18 protein-coding genes and 1 tRNA gene are annotated in these 23338 nt (G+C 67.8%); 7 read left to right on the forward strand and 12 right to left on the reverse strand.

Features of this window, described 5'->3' with window-relative positions; all coding sequences use genetic code 11:
• Position 1: 1 nt before the first annotated feature.
• The gene (locus QPR87_RS04895) at positions 2-2266 is read right to left on the reverse strand and encodes an FdhF/YdeP family oxidoreductase (RefSeq protein WP_285048633.1); all 2265 of its coding nucleotides are present in this window, start codon (positions 2264-2266) and stop codon (positions 2-4) included.
• A 201-nt stretch (positions 2267-2467) separates the two neighbouring features.
• Between QPR87_RS04895 and QPR87_RS04900 the strand changes: the two genes are divergently transcribed.
• Positions 2468-3838 (forward strand): sigma-54-dependent transcriptional regulator, encoded by a 1371-nt coding sequence (locus QPR87_RS04900; protein WP_285048635.1) that lies wholly within the window; start codon positions 2468-2470, stop codon positions 3836-3838.
• Complete coding sequence (locus tag QPR87_RS04905; RefSeq protein ID WP_285048636.1) at positions 3831-5801, forward strand: sensor histidine kinase; 1971 nt, start codon at positions 3831-3833, stop codon at positions 5799-5801. Before QPR87_RS04900 ends, QPR87_RS04905 begins: the two co-directional genes overlap by 8 nt.
• 58 nt (positions 5802-5859) lie before the next feature.
• Here the strand turns inward: QPR87_RS04905 and QPR87_RS04910 are convergent, their stop codons facing one another.
• On the reverse strand, positions 5860-7422 hold the full coding sequence (locus tag QPR87_RS04910) for an OFA family MFS transporter (protein ID WP_285048637.1): 1563 nt from the start codon (positions 7420-7422) through the stop codon (positions 5860-5862).
• Positions 7423-8003: 581 nt separating this feature from the next.
• Here QPR87_RS04910 and QPR87_RS04915 point away from each other — a divergent pair.
• Together QPR87_RS04915 and QPR87_RS04920 are read left to right on the forward strand one after the other, a co-directional pair.
• Entirely contained in the window at positions 8004-8213 is a 210-nt protein-coding gene (locus tag QPR87_RS04915) for a hypervirulence associated TUDOR domain-containing protein (RefSeq protein ID WP_285048639.1), read from the forward strand.
• A 12-nt stretch (positions 8214-8225) separates the two neighbouring features.
• Positions 8226-8774 (forward strand): DUF488 domain-containing protein, encoded by a 549-nt coding sequence (locus tag QPR87_RS04920; RefSeq protein WP_285048640.1) that lies wholly within the window; start codon positions 8226-8228, stop codon positions 8772-8774.
• A gap of 183 nt (positions 8775-8957) precedes the next feature.
• On the opposite strand, the gene QPR87_RS04925 is transcribed toward QPR87_RS04920, so the two are convergent.
• Positions 8958-9032 (reverse strand) — tRNA-Val (locus QPR87_RS04925).
• Between the two features lie 47 nt (positions 9033-9079).
• Positions 9080-9946 (reverse strand): NAD(P)-dependent oxidoreductase, encoded by an 867-nt coding sequence (locus QPR87_RS04930; RefSeq protein ID WP_285048642.1) that lies wholly within the window; start codon positions 9944-9946, stop codon positions 9080-9082.
• A 129-nt stretch (positions 9947-10075) separates the two neighbouring features.
• On the opposite strand from QPR87_RS04930, the gene QPR87_RS04935 reads away from it, so the two are divergent.
• Both QPR87_RS04935 and QPR87_RS04940 read left to right on the forward strand, forming a co-directional pair.
• Entirely contained in the window at positions 10076-12532 is a 2457-nt protein-coding gene (locus tag QPR87_RS04935) for a penicillin acylase family protein (protein ID WP_011750236.1), read from the forward strand.
• 60 nt (positions 12533-12592) lie between these two features.
• Positions 12593-13540, forward strand: a complete 948-nt coding sequence (locus QPR87_RS04940; RefSeq protein ID WP_011750235.1) for a nucleoside hydrolase — start codon at positions 12593-12595, stop codon at positions 13538-13540.
• A gap of 21 nt (positions 13541-13561) precedes the next feature.
• On the opposite strand, the gene QPR87_RS04945 is transcribed toward QPR87_RS04940, so the two are convergent.
• The 8 genes from QPR87_RS04945 to pyrH all read right to left on the reverse strand — a co-directional run bounded on the left by QPR87_RS04945 (position 13562) and on the right by pyrH (position 22259).
• Positions 13562-14341 carry an OmpH/Skp family outer membrane protein gene (locus QPR87_RS04945; RefSeq protein WP_285048646.1) on the reverse strand — a complete coding sequence of 260 codons (780 nt, stop codon included), beginning with the start codon at positions 14339-14341 and terminating at the stop codon, positions 13562-13564.
• A complete protein-coding gene (gene bamA, locus QPR87_RS04950) occupies positions 14341-16689 on the reverse strand; it encodes an outer membrane protein assembly factor BamA (protein ID WP_011750233.1) in 2349 nt (782 codons plus the stop codon). Before bamA ends, QPR87_RS04945 begins: the two co-directional genes overlap by 1 nt.
• Before the next feature lie 103 nt (positions 16690-16792).
• Positions 16793-18118, reverse strand: a complete 1326-nt coding sequence (rseP, locus tag QPR87_RS04955; protein ID WP_285048649.1) for an RIP metalloprotease RseP — start codon at positions 18116-18118, stop codon at positions 16793-16795.
• Positions 18115-19287: a 1-deoxy-D-xylulose-5-phosphate reductoisomerase gene (gene dxr, locus QPR87_RS04960; protein WP_285048650.1), complete on the reverse strand. Its 1173-nt coding sequence runs from the start codon at positions 19285-19287 to the stop codon at positions 18115-18117. The genes rseP and dxr overlap by 4 nt, the downstream gene beginning before the upstream one ends.
• Before the next feature lie 4 nt (positions 19288-19291).
• Positions 19292-20146, reverse strand: coding sequence for a phosphatidate cytidylyltransferase (locus tag QPR87_RS04965; RefSeq protein ID WP_011750230.1), 855 nt, complete (start codon positions 20144-20146; stop codon positions 19292-19294).
• Complete coding sequence (uppS, locus tag QPR87_RS04970) at positions 20143-20877, reverse strand: polyprenyl diphosphate synthase (protein ID WP_011750229.1); 735 nt, start codon at positions 20875-20877, stop codon at positions 20143-20145. Before uppS ends, QPR87_RS04965 begins: the two co-directional genes overlap by 4 nt.
• A gap of 3 nt (positions 20878-20880) precedes the next feature.
• The gene (frr, locus tag QPR87_RS04975; protein WP_011750228.1) at positions 20881-21444 is read right to left on the reverse strand and encodes a ribosome recycling factor; all 564 of its coding nucleotides are present in this window, start codon (positions 21442-21444) and stop codon (positions 20881-20883) included.
• Positions 21445-21524: 80 nt separating this feature from the next.
• Positions 21525-22259, reverse strand: a complete 735-nt coding sequence (pyrH, locus tag QPR87_RS04980; RefSeq protein ID WP_011750227.1) for a UMP kinase — start codon at positions 22257-22259, stop codon at positions 21525-21527.
• A gap of 85 nt (positions 22260-22344) precedes the next feature.
• On the opposite strand from pyrH, the gene miaA reads away from it, so the two are divergent.
• Positions 22345-23253 (forward strand): tRNA (adenosine(37)-N6)-dimethylallyltransferase MiaA, encoded by a 909-nt coding sequence (gene miaA, locus QPR87_RS04985; protein WP_285048653.1) that lies wholly within the window; start codon positions 22345-22347, stop codon positions 23251-23253.
• The last annotated feature ends 85 nt before the right edge of the window (positions 23254-23338 follow it).

Consider the following 23338-nt stretch of genomic DNA (forward strand, 5'->3'; position numbering starts at 1 on the left):
ATCAGGTGGCGATGCGAACGGGAATGGATTTCGCGGCGTGCGTGCCGCTGATCCGGTCGTAGTAGTCAAGCGGCAGGAGCGGATTGAGTTCCGGATAATATCCCGCGACCGACCCGCGCGGCATCGGATATTCCACCACCGTCAACCCCGCGACGCGCCGCGGCAACCCATCCGGGCTGATCGTGTCCAGCGCGACCTGCTGGCCGTCGCGCAACCCGCGCGCGGCGATGTCGCCCGCGTTCATGAACAGCACCATCCGGTCGTTGTAGATGCCGCGATAGCGATCGTTGTAGCTGTAGATCGTGGTATTGAACTGATCGTGCGAGCGGATGGTGGACAGCCGGAGCATCTGCGGATCGTCCACCGGATCGTTGACCGTCAGTCCCGGCAGCAACAGGAAATTCGCCTTTCCGTTCGACGTCGCCCAGATGCGCCGGCGCGGCAGCACCTCGAGATGGAAGCCGTGGGGATTCTTGATGCGGCTGTTGAAATCCGCGTAGATCGCCGGATAGACATCGGCGATCCTGTCGCGTATCGCCCCGTAGTCGTTGATATATTCACCCCAGGGCGTGCGGCTGTCCGGCAGCGTCGCCTGGGCCATGCGGCAAACGATCTCGACCTCGGGCAGGCAGTCGGGGCCGGCGGGCTCCAGCACCCCACGCGAGGCGGTGACGTTGGACATGGCGTCCTCGATGGTGACGAACTGTTCGCCGGCCAGGGTGCGGATGATCTCGGAGCGCGCCACCACCGGCAGGATCAGCGCGTCCCTGCCGTGGACAAGGTGGCCCCGGTTCAGCTTGGTGGCGATGCCGACGCTCAGGTTCAGCTTGCGCATCGCGGCATAGGTCCGCTCGGTATCCGACATGGCCCGGGCAAAGTTTCCGCCCAGGCCGATAAAGACCTTGGCCTCGCCGCGCAGCATGGCCTCGACGGATTCGACGGCATGATGGCCAAACTCGCGCGGAGGCTCGAAGCCGAAGACGGCGGCGAGCCGGTCCAGGTAGTCCTGCGACGGCCTTTCGTCGATGCCCACGGTGCGGTCGCCCTGCACGTTCGAGTGCCCCCGAATGGGCGAGATCCCCGCCCCCGGCTTGCCGAAATTGCCGCGCAGCAGCAAAAGGTTGACGATCTGCTGCACCAGTTGCGACCCCTGCTGGTGTTGCGTCACCCCCATGCCGTAGCAGATCATCGTCGCGTTCGAGCGGATGTAGATTTCCGCCAGGCGCCGGATCTGCGCCTCTTCGATGCCGGAATGCTGCTCCAGCGCCGCCCAGTCCAGCGCCACGATCTCGGCCCGCACCGCGTCCAGGCCCTTGGTATGGGCCTCGACGAAGGGCCAGTCGATGGCCGCTTCGCCCGCCGCGTCGCGCTCGAAGATCACCTTCATCATGCCCTTCAGGATCGCCAGGTCGCCGCCGATCTTCACATGCACGAATTCGCTGGAGATCTTCGTGGACCCGAAGGTCGCCATCTGGATCACGTCCTGCGGTTCGGTGAACTGGATCAGCGCGCGTTCCGGCATCGGGTTGATGGTGACGATGGGTACGCCGCGTTTGCGCGCCTCGACCAGGTTGGTCATCATGCGCGGGCTGTTGGTGCCGGTGTTCTGGCCGATGATGAAGATCGCCTCGGCATGTTCGAAATCGGCCATGACCACGGTGCCCTTGCCGACGCCGATGGCGGGCGGCAGGCCGCGGCTGGTCGGTTCGTGGCACATGTTCGAGCAGTCGGGGAAATTGTTGGTGCCGAATTCGCGCACGAAGACGGAATACAGGAATGCCGCCTCGTTCGGCGTGCGGCCAGAGGTATAGAATTCGGCCTCGTGGGGGCTTTCCAGCGCGCGCAGGTGCTGCCCGATCAGCGCGAAGGCATCGCCCCAACCGATCGGGACGTAATGGTCGGTCCGGGGGTCATAGCGCATCGGCTCGGTCAGCCGGCCCTGCATCTCCAGCCAGTAATCCGATTGCTGCATCAGCTCGGTGACGCTGTGCTGGGCGAAGAAATCGCGGGTGACGCGGAATTTCGTCGCCTCATGCGCCAGCGCCTTGGCGCCGTTCTCGCAGAACTCCAGCTTCTTGCGGCAATCGGCATCGGGAAAGGCGCAGCTGGGGCATTTGAACCCGCCCGGCTGGTTCATCGACAGCAGTGCGCGCGACCCCTTGGTCAGCACGCTTTGCTCCATCAGAACCTTGGCCGTCGCCGCCGCCGCCCCCCAGCCGCCGGCCGGATGGTGATAGGCCTTGTAGACGGGTTTGCGATCGGACATCGGCGCGTTTCTCCTGAGGGGTCAGATTGGCCTTGCCACTGGATCGCAACAGACAAGGCCATTGATTTCAATGGACAGTTTGTCCGCCCGATTTGGACAATCTGTCCATTGACCGATGGCCCTTCCCCGGCATCCGATGCCATCCCAAGCTTGCAAAGCAAGACGGGAGAGTGCCACTGTTTCCGCCAAGGGAGAGCATCGATGCGAACCGAAGCCGACTCGGCGTCCGCACCCCAGGGCGCCCCCGATGACGCACTTGCGCAAGCCACCATCCTCGTGATCGAGGACGAGCCGGGGATGCGGAACTTTCTGGAACGGATGCTGGCCTCGAAATGCCGCGGCATCCGGCTGGCCGCGAATACGGCGGAAGCCAGCGCCCTGATCGCCGAGACGGCTTTCGACCTCGTCATCCTCGACAACCTGATGGAGGGCCAGCGCGGCGTGGACTGGCTGCGCGAACAGCGCCCGCAGGGCTTTTTCCCGCCCGCGATCCTGATGACCGCCTATGCCGATCTGGAAACCGCCATCCAGGCGTTGCAGGCCGGCGCCTCGGATTTCCTGCTGAAGCCCTTTCGCGCCAATCAGTTGCTGAACACCATCAACCGCTGCCTGGAGGGCGAAAGGCTGCGGCGCGAGAACCTGATCCTGCAACAGGAGTTGCGCAACAACGTCGATCTGGGCCGGCTGCGGAACGAGTTGATCGGCACGTCGCCCGCCATCGAGCGCGTGAGGCAGGTGATCGCCCGCGTGGCTCCGGCGCCGTCCTCGGTGCTGATCACCGGCGCTTCGGGTTCGGGCAAGGAGGTGGCGGCGCGGATGATCCACACGCTGTCCGAGCGCGCGCAGATGCCGTTTGTCGCGGTGAACTGCGCCGCCATCCCGCACGATATGCTGGAGGACGAACTTTTCGGCCATATCAAGGGCGCGTTTCCCGGCGCCGACAGGAATCGCGAGGGGCTGTTCACCTCTGCGCGCGGCGGGACGCTGTTTCTGGACGAGATCGCCGGATTGCCCGTCGCCCTGCAAGCCAAGCTCTTGCGCGCGATCGACGATCGCCGCATCCGGCCCTTGGGATCGGAACGCGAAACGACGGTCGACCTGCGCCTGATCTTTGCCGCAAATACCGATCTGGACCGGGCCGTGGCCGAGGGCCGGCTGCGCGCGGACCTGCTTTATCGCATCAACGTGCTGCATATCCACATGCCGGCGCTGAAAGAGCGCGGCGCCGACATGTTCGACCTGGCGGCGATGTTCATGGACAGCCTGTCCCGGAACCTGGCCATGCCCAAGATCCCGATCACCCCCGAGGTGCGCGCAACCATGGCGACCTATGACTGGCCGGGCAATGTGCGCGAGTTGCGCAACGCCATCGAGCGCGCGTTGATTCTGGGCCGCTTCACCCCGCTGACGGCCACCGTGGGCAACAATGACGGGCAGACCCTTGCCGAGATCGAACGCCGCGCAATCCTTGGCGCCGTGGCGGCCTTCGACGGCGACCGCGAGGCGGCGGCCGCCCGGCTGGGCATCTCGCGCAAGACCATCGACCGCAGGCTGGCGGACTGGAATGCCTGAAGCGGCGCCCCTGCTTCGCCGCTCGGTGCGCCACAAGCTGCTGGCAATCGCCCTGATACCCGTCCTGGTGATCCTGCCCCTGTTCCTTGGCGTCACCCTGTATCAATGGTCGCACAAGCTGGACCGGCTGCTGCTGGTCAAGGTCAACAGCGACCTGACCGTGGCCCGGCAATATCTGGGCCGCATCCTCGATACGACCGGCGAGCGGATAGAGATGCTGGCCCGCTCCGAGGAATTCGCCCGCACGACCGATCCGGGCGCGCTGCTGGAAACATATCGCGACAGGCTGGGGCTGGACTACCTGTATCTGGCCGCCCCGGATGGCCGGATCGTGGCATCGAGCCCGGAAGATGCCCATCCCGTCCCGCCCCGGAACCCGGCGCCCGCACAAGGCGCGTGGAACACGCTGGAGGTTTTCGACCGCGACCAGCTTTACGCCATCGCTCCGGCCCTTGCCGTCCGCGCCGAAATGGAGCGGCCGGGCAGCGCGGCGGCAAGCCGGTCCTCGATCGAGACCCGGGGCATCGTGGCGCAATCGATCGTCGCGGCGAAACTGCCCGGCGAGGATGCCGCCGCATCCATGGTCGGAGGCATCCTGCTGAACCGCAACCTGTCGGTCGTCGACAGCATCAACGCCCTGATCTATCGCTCCGACAGCCTGCCCGAAGGCAGTCACGGAACCACCTCGCTGTTTCTCGACGACCTTCGCATCGCCACCAACGTGACCGTGCCCGGCGGTGCCCGCGCCCTGGGCACCCGTGCCTCGACCGCGGTGCGCGACCGCGTGATCGGACAGGGCCAGGTCTGGCTGGACCGCGCGCAGGTTCTGGACGACTGGTATGTCTCGGCCTATGCCCCGCTTCGCGACGGCGCCGGCAGGCCGGTCGGGATGATTTACGTCGGTATCCTCGAACATCCGTTCGCCGCTGTGAAGCGCCGCACGGTGGGATGGGTGTTGATCGGCTTCCTGTCGGTGACGCTGGTGACAGTGCCGTTGTTCCTGCGTTGGGCACGCAGCATCTTTCGTCCGCTGGAGCGTATCGGGGCGACCTTCGAAAAGGTCGGCGCGGGCGATCTTGCGGCCCGCACCGGCATCAGCCGCGGCGACGACGAAATCGCCGGACTGGCCCTGGCCCTTGATGGCGTGCTGGCGCAGCTCCAGGACCACGACCGGCAGATGCGGGCCTGGAACGAAGAGCTGAACCAGAAGGTGGAAGACCGCACCGCGGCGCTGCGGCGGGCCGCGCAAGAGCTTGAGGCCGCGACCTATCAGCTGGTCCAGTCCGAAAAACTGGCCGCTCTTGGCGAAATATCGGCCGGCATCGCGCATGAGATCAACAACCCGCTGGCCGTGATCCAGGGCAATCTGGACGTGCTGCGCGAAGTGCTGGGCGATGCCGCCACGCCCGCCGATACCGAATTGCGGCTGATCGACGATCAGATCCGGCGCATCTCGCTGATCGTGACGCAACTGCTGGACTTTGCGCGGGCGGATCAGGCGGGCGAGGACCATCCCGCCACCGATCTTGCGCAGGCGGTGGCCGAATGCGTGCCGATGGTGGGGCATATGCTGGCGCGCTCCTCGGTCTCGCTGCGCCAGGACATCCGCTCGGATCGTCCGGTCCGCATCAGTCGCATCGCCGTGCAGCAGGTGCTGGTCAACCTGATCGTCAACGCGGTCCACGCCATGCCGAAAGGCGGCGAGATCCGCATTGCCGGGCAGGACGAGGATCGCGCCGGCGCGGCAGGCGTGCTGCTGGAGGTCGCCGACGATGGCGAAGGGATACCCGCCGCGATCCTGAAGAACCTGTTCGAACCCTTCGTCACCAGCCGCGCCGGCAGCGGCGGCACCGGCCTGGGCCTGTCGATCTGCCGCAGGCTGATCGAGCGGCAAGGCGGCACCATCGCCGTCAGCAGCGACAACGGGGGCAGCACCTTCCGCATCTGGCTTCCGGCCGCATGACGGGCAGAAGCTCGTGCGGCCACGCATCCGACATGGCCGCCGATGGGGGATCGCCACCTTACCCGAACAATGCCGCCGTCTTCATCACGGTCGTCCACACGCCCCATGCCAGCGGGATGCCGACCGCAGCCCAGGCCAGCATCGCCGGCAAGTCGAACCGGCCGCGGTCGATGCCGAACGAACCGCTCTGGACCTGCCCCGCCGTCGCATCGCTGGCCTGCAAGGCCGCGACCTGCTCGGGTTTCATGAACCATTTCTCATCCAGCGGCCGCACCAGGGCATTGCAGATCAGGCCGACGGCAAGAAAGCCCGCAAGGATGTACATCGTGTAGTCGTATGCCTGCGCCCGTGGCACGCCCGCCGCGATCTGCGCCTCGCGCAGATAGTTGACCACGACCGGGCCGACGATCCCCGCCGTCGCCCATGCGGTCAGCAGCCTGCCATGGATCGCGCCCACGAACTGCGTGCCGAAGACATCCGCCAGATAGGCCGGCACGGTCGAGAATCCGCCGCCATACATCGAGATGATGACGCAGATCATCGCCACGAACAGGACCTGGTTGCCCGTATGCGCCGCACTGGGCGCCAGGGTGTAAAGCACGATTCCCAGGCCGAAAAAGATGAAATAGGTGGTCTTGCGCCCCAGCCGGTCCGAGGCCGACGCCCAGCACAGCCGTCCCGCGATGTTGAACAGCGACAAAAGCCCCGCGAAGCCGGCTGCAATGGCCGCGATGGCTGCCTTCTGGCTGGGGTCCAGCTCGGTAAAGCTCAACTCCGGCCGCCCGACCAGCCGGCCGGCAAAGATCTCCTGCAGCATGGGCGACGCCATACCGATCACCCCGATCCCGGCCGAGACGTTCAGGCAAAGCACCAGCCAGATCAGCCAGAACTGCCGGGTCTTGTGCGCGTCCCGCAGATGGACGTGATGCTGGGTGATCATCGCGGCCTGCCTGGCGGAAACCTTGGGCTGCCAGCCTCCGGGCTTCCAGCCTGCCGGCGGAACGCGATAGCCGAAGGCGCCGGCCATCATGAAGACGAAATAGATCGCGGCCATGACGAAGAAGGTCTGCCAGACGCCGACGCCGCTCATCGACTGGAAGTGGTTCATCAGCCGATCCGCCAGCGGGGCTCCGATCATCGCGCCGCCGCCAAAGCCCATGATCGCCATGCCCGTCGCCAGGCCGCGCCGGTCGGGGAACCACTTGATCAGGGTCGAGACGGGCGAGATGTAGCCAAGGCCCAGGCCGACGCCCCCGATGAACCCGGAGCCGATCCACATCAGCCACAGCTGATGGGTCATCACCCCGATCCCCGAGACGACCATGCCACCGCACCAGCACAAGGCGGCGACGACGCCTGCCTTGCGTGGTCCTGCGACCTCCAGCCAGCCTCCCCACATCGCGGCCGAGGATCCCAGCAGCACGAAGAACAGCGTATAGATCCAGCCCAGATCGGCGATGCGCCAGTCGCAGCTGGTCGTGAACAGGGCCGAAAGCAGGCTCATCCCCTCGCAGGCGACCGGATCGGCGATGCCGATGGCGCGCGACAGCGGCAGCCAGAACACCGAGAAGCCATAGGCCATGCCGATGCACAGGTGAATCGCCAGGGCGGCAGGCGGCACCAGCCATCGGTTGAAGCCCGGCCGGGCTATCGTGCGTTCGCGAGACAGCAACGGTGTCCGAAATTCTGGAACGTCTTCTATGGCCGTCATCATTCCCCTCCCCTGAAATGGATGCGCACGCGACCTGCAAAGCTGGTCGCGAAATCCGCGCCGCCCTGCCCTTTGCCGGACATGGACGCTTGTCGGACGACCCGTCCTCTCGGGTCGTGGCGGCAGTCTGTAGAATTCAGGATATTGATTTCAATGGACAATCTGTCTTTCTGGCGGGACAGCTTGTCCATTGGGGCCATCGACAGGGCGACTTGCCCATCCCGCCGCGGACGGACCGGCCGGGCTTTTCGATTGCTGCGGCGGGCATCGGGCCGTCCTTGCCGGCACCGGCAAAAAAGACCGTTGCAAACCGTCTTCGCCAAAACCAGACTTCATGCGGTGAAGGTAAGCCGGATGCCTTCATTTCGTTGCGGCCGGTTCAGGCCCCATGCCGAACCGGGGGCGCGACCCGATCCGCGTGCCGGTCGCAACCGACGGCGGAAAGCCGGGCGATGGCGTTGTGCGATCCTTCCCGGGAGAGGAGTCCCAAGATGGCAACGCGGTTCAAGGTCGGAGATCACGTCAGATGGAATTCCGAAGCTGGCCGGGTCTCGGGCACCATCATCGCGGTCCATACCAGCGATTTCGATTACAAGGGCCACACCCATCGCGCGACCGAAGACGACCCTCAATATGAGATCAAGAGCGACAAGACCGACCATATCGCCGCACATAAGGGTAGCGCCCTCGACCTTGCCTGACAAAGGTGACGCGTGGAACTGCCGTTTTTCACCATAGGCCATTCCAACCGGAGTATCGCGACCTTCGCCGGGCTTCTGCATGAGGCGCAGGTGGAACTCGTCGTCGATATCCGGAAAATCCCGATGTCGAGGGCCAACCCGCAGTTCAACAAGGATGTGCTGCCCACCGTCTTGTCCAATCTTAGGATCGGCTACGAGCATATCGCCGCGCTTGGCGGCCTTCGGGGCAAGGTCGCGGCATCGGCCCCCGGGGTTAACGGGCTGTGGAAGAACCGGAGCTTTCGCAACTACGCGGATTATGCGCTTACGGAACGGTTCCGCGAGGGCCTTGGCCGCCTGATCGAGATGGGGCGCGAGCGGCGCTCGGCGATCATGTGCTCGGAGGCGGTCTGGTGGCGATGCCACCGCCGCATCGTCGCGGATTACCTCATTGCGAATGGGCACGCGGTTTTTCACATCATGGGTCCGGGCCGCGTCGAACCCGCCCGCTTGACCGCCGGTGCCGTCATCCGGCCCGACAGAACCGTCGTCTATCCCGGCCTGCCCGGTGCCGAGCCATGAGACGGCATCGGACAATCGACCTTGCCCGGCTGGGGGGGCATCGGTTGCCTGTTGGCGGAATGTTGGACGTGGTTCCGGCGCGCGCGGCGTCGCCGCCCCCTGACCGCAGGGCGTGGCATTTTTGGCAAACACCATGCGCCAGGGCGCTGCCCCGGATCGTCGATTCGAATGGAGCGTGAAGCCTGGTGGGGCGGGAGGGGATCGAACCCCCGACCAACACGGTGTAAACGTGTCGCTCTACCGCTGAGCTACCGCCCCCATGCCGGCTGATAGCGCGATCGCCGCACCCTTGGCAAGCATGGGCGTCACCGGCGCAGCCTTGCGATCAGCGAGGAGGTGTCCCAGCGCCCGCCGCCCATGGCCTGCACTTCCTTGTAGAACTGGTCGACCAGCGCCGTCACCGGCAGGCTGGCGCCGGTTTCGTCGGCGGTGGCCAGGCAGATGCCCAGGTCCTTGCGCATCCAGTCCACCGCAAAGCCGAAGTCGAAGCGGTTCTCGGCCATGGTCTGGTGACGGTTCTGCATCTGCCAGCTGCCGGCGGCGCCCTGGCTGATCACCTCGACCACCTCGGGGATCGACAGCCCGGCCTTTTCGGCGAAATGCAGCGATTCCGACAGGCCCTGCACCAGCCCGGCGATGGCGATCTGGTTGCACATCTTGGCCAGTTGCCCGGCACCCGAGGGCCCCATGAGCTTGCAGATCTTGGCATAGGCGGCGATCACCGGCTCGGCCCGGGCGTAATCGTCCTGCGTGCCGCCGCACATCACGGAAAGCTGGCCGCTCTCGGCCCCCGCCTGCCCGCCCGAGACCGGGGCATCGACAAAGCCCAGCCCGGCCTCGGCCGCCAGCGCAGAAAGCTCGCGCGTCACTGCCGCCGAAACGGTGGTGTGGTCGACGAAGACCGCGCCCTTGCCCATGCCGGCAAAGGCACCCGCCTCGCCCAGGCAGACCTGGCACAGGTCGTCGTCATTGCCGACGCAGGCCATGACGAACTCGGCACCCTCGGCCGCTTCGCGCGCGGTGGCGGCCACGCGGCCCTTGTGACGGGCGGCCCAGGCCTCGGCCTTGGCGGGGCTGCGGTTCCAGACCGTCACCTCATGCCCGGCCGCGGCCAGGTGCCCCGCCATGGGAAAGCCCATCACCCCAAGTCCCAGAAATGCCACGCGCGCCATCAGATTCTCTCCCTCATGTCGTAAAGGCGCGTTGATCCGGCCCGCGCCCTGCCCTATTCACCCCGATGAATTTCATCACCCGGCGCGGGGGTCAACCTCTCGTGCCCAAGCTCGGGACCGTGGCGTTTCATGGTGACACTATTCCGCTGGCTTGTGCGCCTGACGGTCGGGCTGATCCTGCTGACCGTGGCGCTGGTGACGCTGGCCTGGTATTTCGCCATCCGCTCGCTGCCCGACTACGACGGCAGCTATGCGGTGCGCGGCATCTCGGCCCCGGTCGAGATCGTGCGCACGACCGAGGACGTGCCGCATATCTTCGGCGAAAGCGACCGCGACGTGTTCTTTGCGCTGGGCCTTGCCCATGCCCAGGACCGGCTGTTCCAGATGACCGTGCTGCGCCGCGCAGCCCAGGGCCGGCTGGCCGAGATCTATGGCATCGGTGCCCTGCCCGCCGACGATCTGGCGCGCCGGCTGGGGCTTTACCGCAATGCCCGCGCCTCGCTGCAGGCCCAGGACCCCGAGGTGATCGAGGCGCTGCAAGCCTATGCCGAGGGCGTGAACGCCTGGATCGAGCAGATCAATCTGGGCGCGCGCGGGCGCGGGGCGCCGGAATTCTTTCTCTACCCCGAGGATATCGCCTATTGGGAGCCGGCGGATTCGCTGGCGATCCTGAAGCTGCTGGCGGCATCGACCACCGTGCAACTGCGCCGCGAGGTGCTGCGGGCCCGGCTGTCGCTGGCCGCCCCCGAACGCGGGCAGGACCTGGTCGCCATGCGCGGCGAGCCGCCCTTGCCCGCCTATGCCGGCCTGTTTCCGGGCGCCCGTTTCGCCGCGCCGGAACGCGGCGCCGGGCCGCGGGACTGGACGGCGACGCTGGCCGGCTATCTGGCACCGGCGGCGGGGGCCTCGGCCAACGGTTTCGCTGCCGCGGCCGGGCGCACGGCGGCGGGCGGCGCGCTGCTGGCCAACGACCCGCAATTCGCCCTGACCGCGCCGGGCCTGTGGTATCTGGCCCGGATCGAGCTTGGCTCGGGCGGGGTGATCGGCGGCACCATCCCCGGCATTCCGGCCGTGCTGTCGGGCCGCAACACCGGCCTGGCCTGGGGCATCACCCCGGCCCGGATCGACGACCAGGACCTTTACATCGAAGAGGTCCAGCCCGGCGATCCCAACCGCTATCGCGGCGCGAACGGCTGGACCGAGTTCACCACCCGGCGCGAGACCCTGCGCATCCGCGGCGCCGATCCGCAGACCATCACCCTGCGCGAGACCGAGAACGGCCCGGTCGTCCCGGCCGCACATCTGGACCTTGCGACCATCCTGCCCGCCGGCCATGTCGCGGCGCTGTCCTGGACCGGCGGCTACGGCAACGACCGCAGCATGACGGCGCTGATCGGGCTGATGCGCGCGCAGGACCGGCAGGCGGCGGCCGGGACGCTGCGCGAGATGATCGCCCCGGCCATGGTGGTGACGCTGGCCGATGCGCAAGGCGTGGGCCAGGTCCTGGCCGGCGCCGTGCCGCACCGCCCCTCGGGCCACCAGACGGCGGGCCGCATGCCTGCGCCGGGCTGGCTGGCGCAGAACCGCTGGCAGGGGCTCAGCCCCGCCCCCGCCGAACTGGCCGAGCTGGACCCCGAAAGCGGCATCGTGGCCGCGACCGGCGCGGCGCTGCCGGGTTCGGGCGGGCTTGGCCATGACTGGGGCGACGCCTATCGCCAGAACCGGCTGCGCCACCTGGTCGACTCGCGCGAGGTGCATTCGCGCGACAGTTTCATCGCCGCGCAGAACGACATCGTCAGCCCGGTCGCCCGCGCGCTGCTGCCGCTGGTTGGCGCCGAGCTGTGGTTCACCGGCGAGCCCGCCGCCCGGGGCACGCCCGAGCGGCAGCGCCAGGACGCGCTGGCGCTTCTGGCCAACTGGGACGGCTCGATGAGCGAGCACCTGCCCGAGCCGCTGATCTATGCCGCCTGGATGCGCGCCTTGCAGGACCGGCTGGTGCGCGACGACCTCGGCCCGCTCGCCGACGAGTTGACCGAGCTTTTCCCCGATTTCATCGACCGCGTCTTTCGCGACACGGGGGGGGCCTCGGCCTGGTGCGACATCCGGCAATCCGCGCCGGCCGAGACCTGCACCCAGATCGCCCGGCAGGCGCTGGACGCGGCGCTGCTGGACCTGGGCGCGCGTTTCGGACCGGACCTTGCCAGCTGGCGCTGGGGCGATCTGCATCGCGCCCGCCATGTCCACCCGGCGCTGGGGGACATGCGCGGCATCTCGTATATCGTGAACCTGATCCAGCCGACCTCGGGCGGCGAAATGACCGTCGCCCATGCCGGTTTCCTGGGCCATGGCCGCAATCCCTGGCTGAACGTGACCGGCGCCGCCTATCGCGGGGTCTACGACCTTGCCGATCCCGACAGCTCGGTCTTCATCATCTCGACCGGCCAGTCGGGCCATCCGTTCTCGCGCCATTACGACGACATGGCCGGGCTGTGGCGGCGCGGGGAATATGTGGTGATGTCGCTGGACCCGGCGCTGGCCCGCGCCGCGGCGGCGGGTATCACCCATCTGAGGCCGGCCGGCGACTAGAAGCTTGCATCCGGCGCCCGGCCGGGCTTCCCTGCCCCGAAACGCAGCAAAGGGAAGCCCATGGCGCGCAAGATCATCATCGACACCGACCCCGGCCAGGACGACGCCGTCGCCATCCTGCTGGCGCTGGCCAGTCCCGAGATCGAGGTGCTGGGCCTCAGCGTGGTCGCCGGCAACGTGCCGCTGCACCACACCCAGCGCAATGCCCGGATGATCTGTGAACTGGCCGGCCGCCCGGACCTGCCGGTCCATGCTGGCTGCGAGGCGCCGCTGCAACGCAAGCTGGTCACGGCCGAGCATGTGCATGGCAAGACCGGGCTCGACGGCGTCACCCTGCCCGAGCCGGCCATGGCGCTCGCCCCCGGCCATGCCGTGGATTTCCTGATCGAGACCTTGCGCCGCGAGAAACCGGGCAGCGTCACGCTGGTGCCCATCGGCCCGCTGACCAATATCGCCACCGCCTTCCAGCGCGCCCCGGACATCATCCCGCGCGTGCAGGAGATCGTGCTGATGGGCGGCGCCTATTTCGAGGTCGGCAACATCACCCCCACCGCCGAGTTCAACATCTATGTCGATCCCGAGGCGGCGGAACTGGTCTTTGCCAGCGGCGCGCCGCTGACCGTGATGCCGCTGGACGTGACGCATCGCGCGCTGACCAGCCGCGCCTGGGTCGAGGGCATGCGCGCCATGGGCCGGGTCGGACAGGCGGTGGCCAGCTGGACCGATTTCTTCGAACGCTACGACCGCGAGAAATACGGCAGCCACGGCGCCCCCCTGCACGATCCCTGCACCATCGCCTGGCTGCTTCGGCCCGAACTGTTCACCGGCCGCTACATCAATGTCGAGATCGAGACCCGGGGCGAATATACGCTGGGCATGACCGTCGCCGACTGGTGGCGGGTCAGCGGGCGGACGCCCAACGCCACCTTCATCCGCGATGTTAAGGCAGATGCCTTCTTCGCGCTGCTCACGGAACGGATCGGCGATCTGGACCGCCGGGTCGGCTGACGCCGGATCGCGGTTACGGTGCTATTCGTCGACAGGTCCGGGCACGGTGGCCGGCGCCTCCGGCGCGGCGTCGGCCGGCGACACGGGTGGCTCGTCCCCCCCCTGCTCCGGCTCGTCCCCTGTCGCAGCGTCAGAGGCGTCCTGTCCCGGCGCATCCGTCCCGGGCTGTTCGGCCAACGGGCCGGTGCCGACCTCGCGGTCTATGCGTTCGATCAGCACATCGGTGACGTCGATGGATTGCGAGGCGACGAAGATCGCGCGCTGATCCAGCACCACCACCGCGCCCCGTTCGCGCATCAGCGCCGCCAGCACGGGCAGCACGGCGCGAAAGAAGGCCTGGCGCTCCTCGTCGGCCTCGGTCTGCAGGCTGCGGGCGGCCGCGTCGCGGGCGCGGCGCACCTCGACCACGCGCTTGTCGAACTCGTCGGCGCGCTTGCGGAACTCGTCGGGCGGCAGGGTCTGGCGCAATGCGGTCAGCTCCTGCTCCTCGGTGGCGAACTGGTCGGCGAGCCGGTCGTTCTCGGCCGCGATCTCGCGCCCGCGCTGCTCCAGGTCCGCCTGCACCCGCTGTCCCCATTTCGAGTGCAGGTAAAGCATCTCCTGATCCAGGGTCAGCACCGGCAGCACCGCCTCGCCATTGGACGGCGGCGTCTCGACCACGATGGGCGGCACATCATTAGCCGGCCCGGCATCCGGTTCCGAGGGCACCGGCACGGGGGCGGCCTGCTGGGCCAGCGCGCCCGAAGGCAGCGCCAGCAGGGTCGCCAGCGCCAGCGCCGCGATGCCGCGCCCCCGGCCCATCAGAACCGGGTCGAGATGGTCAGGTCGAAGGTCTGCTCCTCGTCATAGTCCTCTTTCTTGAGGGCCTTGGCGAAGTTGAAGCGCAACGGGCCGATCGGCGTGGTCCAGAAGATCGAGGCGCCGACCGCGGCACGGACCTTCATGCCGTCGTCGACCTCTTGCGGATAGTCGCCGGGCGTCGCGCCGGTGGTGTTGTCCAGCCCCCAGACAGAACCGGCATCGGCGAAAAGCCCGCCGGTGATGCCATATTCCTCGGGCAGGCCCAGCGGGAACTGCAACTCGGTGCGCAGCGCCCAGAAGTAGTTGCCGCCAAGCGCGTCCTGGTTCGGCGCGTTCAGGTCGCGCGGTCCCAGCCCGTTCGGCTCAAAGCCGCGAATCTTGCCGTTGCCGGTAAAGCGGTTCAGGAAGCGGCTGTTCTGGTCGTCCAGCATATGCACCGCGCCAAACTCCAGCTCGGCCAGCATGGTCACGTTTTCGCGCCATGCGCGGCTTTCGACGCCGGCGTAAAGCGTGCTGGTGACAGACTTCACGTCACCGCCCAGCCCGGCGAAATCCTGGCCGGCGCGCAGCCGGTAGCTGGTCACCGGGTCCAGCCCGGCGATGCGGCTGTCATAGCTGTAGGTATAGCCGACCGCCGAGGTGAAGAAGCCGCCCTGCTCGTCGAAGAGGATCGGCGACGAGCCGACCAGCCGGCTGCTTTCCGAATCCATGTGGATCTCTTCGACGTCGAACAGCGTGTCCTTGCTGAGCTTGTAGCGCAGTTCCACCCGGCCGTTTTCCGAGACCGGGAACTCGATCCCGGTCAGGAAGCCGACGGTGCGGGTGTTGTAGTCCGAATTCAGCCGGTCGGTGGTGTTGTACCAAGCCTGGGCCCGGGCGCGCAGGTTGCGTCCCAGGAAATAGGGCTCGACGAAGGTCAGGCCCGAGCTTTGCGTATCCGTGCCGGTCGAAAAGGCCAGGTCCACCTGCTGCCCGCGGCCCAGGAAGTTCTTTTCCGACAGCGAGATGTTGAAGCCGACGCCGGTCGCGGCGCCGTAGCTGACGCCGAAGTTCAGGCTGCCGGTCGGCTGCTCCTCGACGTTCACGTCGACGATGACCTGCTCGGGCGACGAGCCCGGACGGCTTTCCGCCTGCACATCCGAGAAAAAGCCAAGCGCGCGCAGCCGTTCGGCCGAATTGCGGATCTCGCGCGGGTTGAAGGGGTCGCCCTCGACCGTGGCGAACTGGCGGCGGATCACCTCGTCCAGCGTGGTGGTGTTGCCCTCGATGTCGATGCGTTCGACGAAGACGCGCGGCCCGCGCGTCAGGGCAAAGGTCAGGTCCAGGGTCTGGCTGCGCTCGTTGCGGGTGACGCGCGGCTCGATATTGACGAAGTTCAGCCCCTTGCGCAGCGCCAGCGCCTCCATCCGGCGGATGGTGGTGTCGATGTCGGTCGGGTTGTAGACCGCGCCGCGCTTGACCCGGTTCTGGGCGGCGAATTCCGTCGCATCGACGCCCGGGATTTCGCTGACGGTGTTGATGGTGCCGAAGGTATAGCGCGGGCCTTCATGGATCTGGAAGGTGATGTAGAAGGCGTCGCGTTCCCGAGCCAGTTCCGGCGCCACCGCCTGCACGCGGAAATCGGCATAGCCGCGCGAGCGGTAGAAATCGGTCAGCAGCTTCTCGTCCAGCGGCACCCGCTCGGGGGCGAAGGTGTCGCGGCGGATGAAGGTGCGCAGGATGCCGGCCTGCTTGGTTTGCAGCACGTTGCGCAACCGGCGGTCGGAAAAGGCGCGGTTGCCGACGAAACCGATGCGCTCGATCTCGGTCACGTCGCCTTCGCGGATCTCGAAGACCAGATCGACCTGGTTGCTGCCGCGGCGGATGATGCGCGGATCGACGCGGGCGGCCAGGCGCCCCTGCGAGGCATAGACCTGGCTGATCGCGGCGGCATCGGCCTCGGCCTGGGCGGGGGAATAGACCCGGCGCGACTGCGACTTGACGATCTCGGCCAGGTTCTCGTTCTTGAGCCGCCTGTTGCCCTCGAATGCGACGGTGTTGATGGTGGGATATTCCGCCACCCGAACCACCAGCGTCCCGCCCGAGGGCACCAGTTCGACCGTCTCGAACAGGCCCGAGTTCTGAAGCCGCTGCATGGCGTCGTTCAGCGCCCCGGCCGAGACGTCCTGGCCGCGCGGCAGATCCAGATAGGACAGGATCGTCGCGGGTTCGATGCGCTGGTTACCCTCGATCCGCACGTTGCTGAAGACATAGGCCGAGGCGGGGGTCGCCACCATCGCGACCGGCGCGGCCACTGCCAGCGCCGAGATCAGCGCCAGCGCGCCCTTGCCGAGTTTCCTGTCCGTCATCGCCGCCCCTCGCGAATAATGCGTTGCCCGGCGGGTTGGTCCCGCCATATTTGCCCCGATGGATACAGCGAAGCGGCCTACACTGTCAAAAGCCTAGCGCCGCTCAGGGGCAGAAAAGATCGTTGGTGAGGCCCAGAACCATCAGCGACAGCACCGCCGCCAGCCCCAGCGCCGACAGGATATCCATCACCCGGTCCGACGGCCGCCGGCCCGCCACGGCCTCGTAGAGATAGAACATCAGGTGCCCGCCATCGAGCACCGGCACCGGCAGCAGGTTCAGAAAACCGATGGCCGCGGACAGCACGGCGATCCACCAGATGAAGTTTCCGCCCCCCGCCGAGGCCGCCTGCCCCGTGGTCTCGGCGATCGAGATCGCGCCGCCCAGGTTGCAGCTGCCGATCTGGCCGGTGATCATCGCCCAGAGCCCCGAGACAGACGAGGCGATGATGTCCCAGGTGCGCGCGGCGCCGATCCCCAGCGCCTCGCCCATGGCAGCCGGGCGGGTCGCAGGCTCGAAATAGGTGCCGCCGCCGGTCACGCCGATCAGCCAGCGCCTTGCATAGCCGTCGCCGGTGGGCAGGTCCTGTTCGCGCGCAGCCAGGGTGTAGTCGGCTTCGCCCTCGCCCTCGCGCCAAACCTTCAGCAGCACCGGCCGGCCCTCGGCCTCGGCCACATGCCGACGCAATTCGTCGAAGCGCGAGACAGGCTCGCCGTCGATGGCCAGGATCACGTCGCCCGGCTTCAGCCCCGCCGTGGCCGCCGGGCTGCGCGGCGCGATGCCGGTGACCAGCGGCGGCATCGGGTCGGGGCCCGGCACGGTGATTTCGGTGCCGTCGCGCAGCACGGTCCAGTCGTGGCTGGGACGCGAGGGCAATTCGCCCGCCGCCGCGCCAAGGTCGCGCCAGTTAGCGACGGGCCGGCCGTCCAGCGCCAAAACGCGGTCGCCCGGTTGCAACTGCATCTCGACGCCGGGCGGCGTCGGGTGCAGCTGCCCCACCCGGACCTCGTCCACCGGCAGGCCCTGCCAGATCGCCATGCCGGCAAAGACCAGGATCGACAGGATGAAGTTGAACACCGGCCCCGCCGCAACGGTGGCGAAGCGCGCCCAGAGCGGCGCGCCGGTCAGGCTTTGGCGCGCGCGGGCCGGATCGACCGGCACCGATCCCGCGCTGGCCGCATCGGCATCACCCAGAAAGCGCACATAGCCGCCCAGCGGGATAGCCGCCACCTGCCAGACCGTGCCGTGCCGGTCGCGCCGCGCCGCCAGCCGCGGCCCGAAGCCCAGCGAAAACACCTCGGCCTTGATGCCGCACAGCCGGCCGATGATGTAATGGCCGTATTCATGCACGGTGACGATGACCGACAGCGCGACGATGAAGGCCGCCACGGTCCACAGGAACCCGCCCATCATGTCCAGAACCAGGCTCATGCCGCCCCCTGCCATTGCGCTGCCGCCCGCCGCGCGAAATCGTCCCAATGCAGCACTTCGCCAAGGTCGCGCGGACTTTGCGCAAAGCCGGCCTCGCGCGCGGCCAGCGCCAGCGCGTGCTCGACCGCGGGCGCCATGTCGGTAAAGCGGATGCGCCCGGCGATGAAGTCGTCCAGCGCCTGCTCCTTGGCGGCGTTCAGCACCGCACCCGCGGCACCGCCGGCCCCGATCGCCTCGCGCGCCAGCCGCAGGGCAGGCCAGCGCACCTCGTCCGGCTGGGCAAAGGTCAGGCTGCCAAGCGCCGCCAGGTCCAGCGCCGGCACCGGCAGGGCGGCGCGCGCGGGCCAGTTCAGCGCATAGCCGATGGCATGGCGCATGTCCGGAGCCCCCAGATGCGCGATGCTGCCGCCGTCGCGATGCGTGACCATGGCATGGATGATCGATTGCGGATGCACCAGCACCCGCAGGCGGTCGACGCCCAGGCCGAAGAATTCATGCGCCTCGATGACTTCCAGCGCCTTGTTGAACATGCTGGCGCTGTCGATGGTGATGCGCTGGCCCATGTCCCAGTTCGGATGCCGGCTGGCCTCGGCCACCGTCGCGCGTGCCAGCCGCTCCAGCGGCCAGTCGCGGAATGCGCCGCCCGAGGCGGTGATGGTCACATGCTCGACAGAATCGAGGTTTTCGCCGTGAAGTGCCTGAAAGATCGCGGAATGCTCGGAATCGACCGGCAGGATGCGTGCGCCGGTCTCCCGGGCGCGGGCCATGACCAGCGGTCCGGCGGCCACCAGGGTTTCCTTGTTCGCCAGCGCCAGGGTGCCGCCTCGGTTCAGCACCTCAAGCCCCGGCGGCAGGCCGGCGGCGCCGACGATGGCGGACAGCGTCCAGTCGGCCGGGCGGGCGGCGGCCTCGGCCACGACCTGCGGTCCCGCCGCGGCCTCGATCCCGCTGCCGGCAAGTGCCGCGCGCAGATCGGCCAGGCGCTCCGGCCATGCGGTGACGGCGAGTTCGGCCCGCAGCGCGCGGGCCATCTGGGCCAGCCGCGCGACATTGGCGCCGCCGGTCAGGGCGACGGTGCGGAAGCGCTCGGGGCCGCCGGCCCGCATCAACAGATCGAATGCGCTTTCGCCGACCGACCCGGTCGCGCCCAGCACGGATATGCTGCGCATCGTCTCAGCCTCCGATAACGGGTAAGAGATCGCCGATCAAAAGCAGCAGCGCCATGAGCAACGCCCCGGACATGGCGTCGAAACGGTCCAGGACGCCGCCATGGCCGGGGATCAGATCGGAACTGTCCTTGACCCCGACCCGGCGCTTGAGCCAGCTTTCCGCGATGTCGCCGAACTGCCCGGCCAGCGCGATCAGCGGGCCGAGCACCAGGACCGGCCAGGGCGCCTGCCCGGCCAGCATCAGGACCAGCGCCAGCACCAGCGCGCCCGCCCAGCCGGCGATGGTGCCGCTCCAGGTCTTCTTGGGGCTGATCGCCGGCCAGAAGCGCGGCCCGCCCAGCTTGCGGCCGATGAAATAGCCCAGCACGTCGGACAGCACCACGGTGCCGACGATCCAGGCCAGCGTCGGCAGGCCCATCACCTCGCGGATCACCACCAGCGCATAGCCGGCACCCAGGATCGCCAGGGTGAACAGCAGATAGGCCGGGCGTTCGTGTTCATGCGTGCCGTGCCAGCCGGCGATCATCGGCACCAGTGCCAGCGCCATCGGCCAGTCGCCGGGCAGCACCAGCATGGCCAGCATCACCAGCCCCGACAGGATGGCGATCAGCACCGGATGGCGCGGGCTGCGGAATTCGGGATGGCGCCAGCCGGTCAGCCGCGCCAGTTCCCACATCATCACCCCGATGACGGCCGAGACGCCCAGCCGGATCCAAAGCCCCGAGGACAGCAGCAGCAACAGCCCCAGCACCGCCAGCACCGCGCCCGACAGAAGGCGCGGCCAGAGATCGGCCCATTTGTCGCGTCCGCGCTGCAAGGCGCCGCGCAACCGGCCCGGCTGTGGTCCGTCCCCGCTCATGCGCCGCCGAAGCGCCGGTCGCGCAGCCCGTAGCGGTCGAGGATCTCGGCCAGATGCTCGGGCGTGAAGTCCGGCCAGAGCGTCTGGGTGAACTCATATTCCGAATAGGCCGCCTGGAAGGGCAGGAAATTCGAGGTCCGCGTCTCGCCGCTGGTGCGGATCACCAGGTCCGGGTCGGGATGGCCGGCCGTGTCCAGGCAGTCGGCCAGGTCGGCCTCGGTCGGCTCGGCGACCTCGCCCCGGCCGATGCGTGCCGCCAGCCGGGCCGCGGCCCGGGTCAGCTCGTCCCGGCCGCCGTAATTGATCGCCACGGTCAGGTTCAGCCGGGTGTTGCCGGCGGTGCGCGCCTCGATCCCGGCCATCAGCCGCTGCAGCTTGGGTTCCAGCCGCTCGCGCCCGCCGATGAAGCGCATGCGTACGCCCTCGGCGGAAAGCCCGTCCGCCTCGCGCTCGATATAGCGGGCGAAGATGCCCATCAGGCCCAGCACTTCCTCGGTCGAGCGCTTCCAGTTCTCGGTCGAGAAGGCATAGACCGTCAGCCAGTTCACCCCCAGGTCGGGACAGGCGCGGACGATCTGCTTGACGCGCTCGGCGCCGCGCCGATGCCCGACCAGTCGCGGCCAGCCCCGGTTCTTGGCCCAGCGGCCGTTGCCATCCATGATGATGGCGACATGACGGGGCCGCTGGTCCCCTCCGCCGGGCTTCGACAGGCTGGCTGCGATCTCGGCCATGCGTCAGACCTGCATGATTTCGGCTTGCTTGGCCTCGAGCGCCTGATCCACCGAGGCGATCATCTTGTCGGTCAGTTCCTGCACGGCGCCCTCCCAGAACTTCTGGTCGTCCTCGGACATGCCCGAGGACTTGGCCTTCTTGATCTGGTCCATGCCGTCGCGTCGCACGTTGCGGATGGCGACGCGGGCATGTTCGGCATATTGCGCGGCGACGCGGGTCAGTTCGCGCCGGCGCTCTTCGTTCAGCTCGGGGATCGGCAGCATGATGATGGTGCCGTTGAGCTGCGGGTTGATGCCCAGGCCCGATTCGCGGATCGCCTTCTCGGCCTTGCCGACCAGGCCCTTGTCCCAGATGTTGATCGTGACCATGCGCGGTTCGGGCACGTTCACCGTGCCGATCTGGTTGATCGGCGTGGGCGAGCCGTAGGCATCGACCATGATCGGCTCGACCATGCTGGCCGAGGCGCGGCCGGTGCGCAGCGAGGCGAATTCATGGCGCAGGGATTCCATCGCGCCCTTCATGCGGCGCTCTAGGTCGTCGGTGTCGATCTCGATCTCGTCGGACATGCTCGGTCATGGCCTCTGTGCTGTGATTTTCGCCGCTTTTAGCCGAGCCACGCCCGCATGGCAAAGCCTATACGGGGATTTTACCCATGGACGCGCGTATATGTGCCGCTTCCCGCCAGGATTCCGCGGAAACCGCCCGGTTCGTCCAGCGAGAAGACGATGATCGGCAGGTCGTTGTCGCGGGCCAGCGCGATGGCCGAGGCGTCCATGACCCCCAGGTGCTTTTGCAGCACCTCGTCATAGGTCACGTCGTCGTAGCGCTTGGCATCGGGGAACTTGTTCGGGTCCTTGTCGTAGACGCCGTCGACCTTGGTGCCCTTGAAGATCGCCTCGCAGTTCATCTCGTTGGCGCGCAGCGTGGCGGCGGTGTCGGTGGTGAAATAGGGGTTGCCGGTGCCGGCGGCGAAGATGCAGACGCGCTTCTTTTCCAGGTGGCGGACGGCGCGGCGGCGGATATAGGGCTCGGCCACCTCGTCCATGCGGATGGCCGAGATCACGCGGGTATGGATCTTCAGCGCCTCCAGCGCCGCCTGCATGGCCAGCGCGTTCATCACCGTGGCGAGCATCCCCATATAGTCGGCGGTCGCCCGCTCCATGCCCTGGGCGCTGCCCTGAAGCCCGCGGAAGATATTGCCGCCGCCGATGACCATGCAGATCTCGATGCCCATGTCATGGACGGATTTGACCTCTTGCGCGATGCGGGCGACGGTCGGCGGGTGCAGGCCGTAGCCCTGGTCCCCCATGAGCGCCTCGCCCGAAATCTTCAGCATCACGCGCGAATAGCTTCCGGGGGTCTTGGACGCGCTTTCCGACATGGGTTCACCTTTTTGCGGCTGTTTCATTGCCGGGCAAAATGTCGCAAACAGGCCCCATGTTCAACCGCCGCCGACCCGAGCCGAAATGACCCTGCGTCACCCGATCCTGGCCGAGCTGGATCCCGCCCGCCCTATTCTGATCGCCGGGCCGACCGCCAGCGGCAAATCCGCGCTGGCGCTGGAGATCGCCGAGGCGCAGGGCGGCACCGTCGTCAATGCCGATGCCTTGCAGGTCTGGTCCTGCTGGCGGTTGCTGACCGCCCGGCCCACGGCCGAGGACGAGGCCCGCGCCCCGCATGCGCTTTACGGCCACGTCGCGCCGGATCGCGCCTATTCCGTCGGCGCCTGGCTGGCCGAGGTCGCCGCTCTCATGGATAAGGGCTGCGATTCGGGCCGCGGCCGGCTGATCGTGACCGGCGGAACCGGGCTTTACCTGAACGCGCTCAGCCGCGGACTGGCAGTGATTCCCCCGACCCCGCCCGAGATCCGCGCCCAGGCCGACCAACTGGTGCGCCAGCCCGGCGGGCTGGCCCGCATGATCGAGGATCTCGATTCGTCCACCCGCGCGCGCATCGACCTGAGAAATCCGGTGCGCGTCCAGCGTGCCTGGGAAGTGCTGACCACCACCGGGCGCGGCATCGCCGCCTGGCAGGCCGAGACGCCGCCGCCGCTGATTGACCCCGCGGCCGCGCATCTGCTGGTGCTGAACCCGGATCGCGACTGGCTGGCCGAACGCATCGCCCGCCGCTTTCACCTGATGCTGGAGCAGGGCGCGTTGGACGAGGTGCGCGCGATGCTGCCGCACTGGAACCCCGATGCGCTTTGGGCCAAGGCCATCGGGGCGCCGGAACTTGTCGCGCATCTGCAAGGCCGGATCGATCTGGACGAGGCCGCGCGACGCGCGGTCATCGCCACGAGGCAATATGCCAAGGCGCAGCGCAGCTTCTTTCGCGGCCGCATGCGCGACTGGCGCTGGATCGGCATCGGCGGCTGACTTGTGCGGGTTTTGCCGCACTGCTAGGACATATTGACCTTATAACAACCGTGAGCGGAATATGCCCTTCGCGATTTCTCGCCAT

Origin of the sequence: Paracoccus sp. SSJ, from assembly GCF_030234105.1 — a bacterium.
Classification (GTDB): Bacteria; Pseudomonadota; Alphaproteobacteria; order Rhodobacterales; family Rhodobacteraceae; genus Paracoccus; species Paracoccus denitrificans.

Coding starts and splice junctions, on each gene's coding strand:
- QPR87_RS04895 (WP_285048633.1), bottom strand. CDS start 2,266: ATGTCCGATCGCAAACCCGTCTACAAGGCCTATCACCATCCGGCCGGC.
- QPR87_RS04900 (WP_285048635.1), top strand. CDS start 2,468: ATGCGAACCGAAGCCGACTCGGCGTCCGCACCCCAGGGCGCCCCCGAT.
- QPR87_RS04905 (WP_285048636.1), top strand. CDS start 3,831: ATGCCTGAAGCGGCGCCCCTGCTTCGCCGCTCGGTGCGCCACAAGCTG.
- QPR87_RS04915 (WP_285048639.1), top strand. CDS start 8,004: ATGGCAACGCGGTTCAAGGTCGGAGATCACGTCAGATGGAATTCCGAA.
- QPR87_RS04930 (WP_285048642.1), bottom strand. CDS start 9,946: ATGGCGCGCGTGGCATTTCTGGGACTTGGGGTGATGGGCTTTCCCATG.
- QPR87_RS04935 (WP_011750236.1), top strand. CDS start 10,076: ATGGTGACACTATTCCGCTGGCTTGTGCGCCTGACGGTCGGGCTGATC.
- QPR87_RS04940 (WP_011750235.1), top strand. CDS start 12,593: ATGGCGCGCAAGATCATCATCGACACCGACCCCGGCCAGGACGACGCC.
- QPR87_RS04945 (WP_285048646.1), bottom strand. CDS start 14,341: ATGGGCCGGGGGCGCGGCATCGCGGCGCTGGCGCTGGCGACCCTGCTG.
- bamA (WP_011750233.1), bottom strand. CDS start 16,689: ATGACGGACAGGAAACTCGGCAAGGGCGCGCTGGCGCTGATCTCGGCG.
- rseP (WP_285048649.1), bottom strand. CDS start 18,118: ATGAGCCTGGTTCTGGACATGATGGGCGGGTTCCTGTGGACCGTGGCG.
- dxr (WP_285048650.1), bottom strand. CDS start 19,287: ATGCGCAGCATATCCGTGCTGGGCGCGACCGGGTCGGTCGGCGAAAGC.
- QPR87_RS04965 (WP_011750230.1), bottom strand. CDS start 20,146: ATGAGCGGGGACGGACCACAGCCGGGCCGGTTGCGCGGCGCCTTGCAG.
- uppS (WP_011750229.1), bottom strand. CDS start 20,877: ATGGCCGAGATCGCAGCCAGCCTGTCGAAGCCCGGCGGAGGGGACCAG.
- frr (WP_011750228.1), bottom strand. CDS start 21,444: ATGTCCGACGAGATCGAGATCGACACCGACGACCTAGAGCGCCGCATG.
- pyrH (WP_011750227.1), bottom strand. CDS start 22,259: ATGTCGGAAAGCGCGTCCAAGACCCCCGGAAGCTATTCGCGCGTGATG.
- miaA (WP_285048653.1), top strand. CDS start 22,345: ATGACCCTGCGTCACCCGATCCTGGCCGAGCTGGATCCCGCCCGCCCT.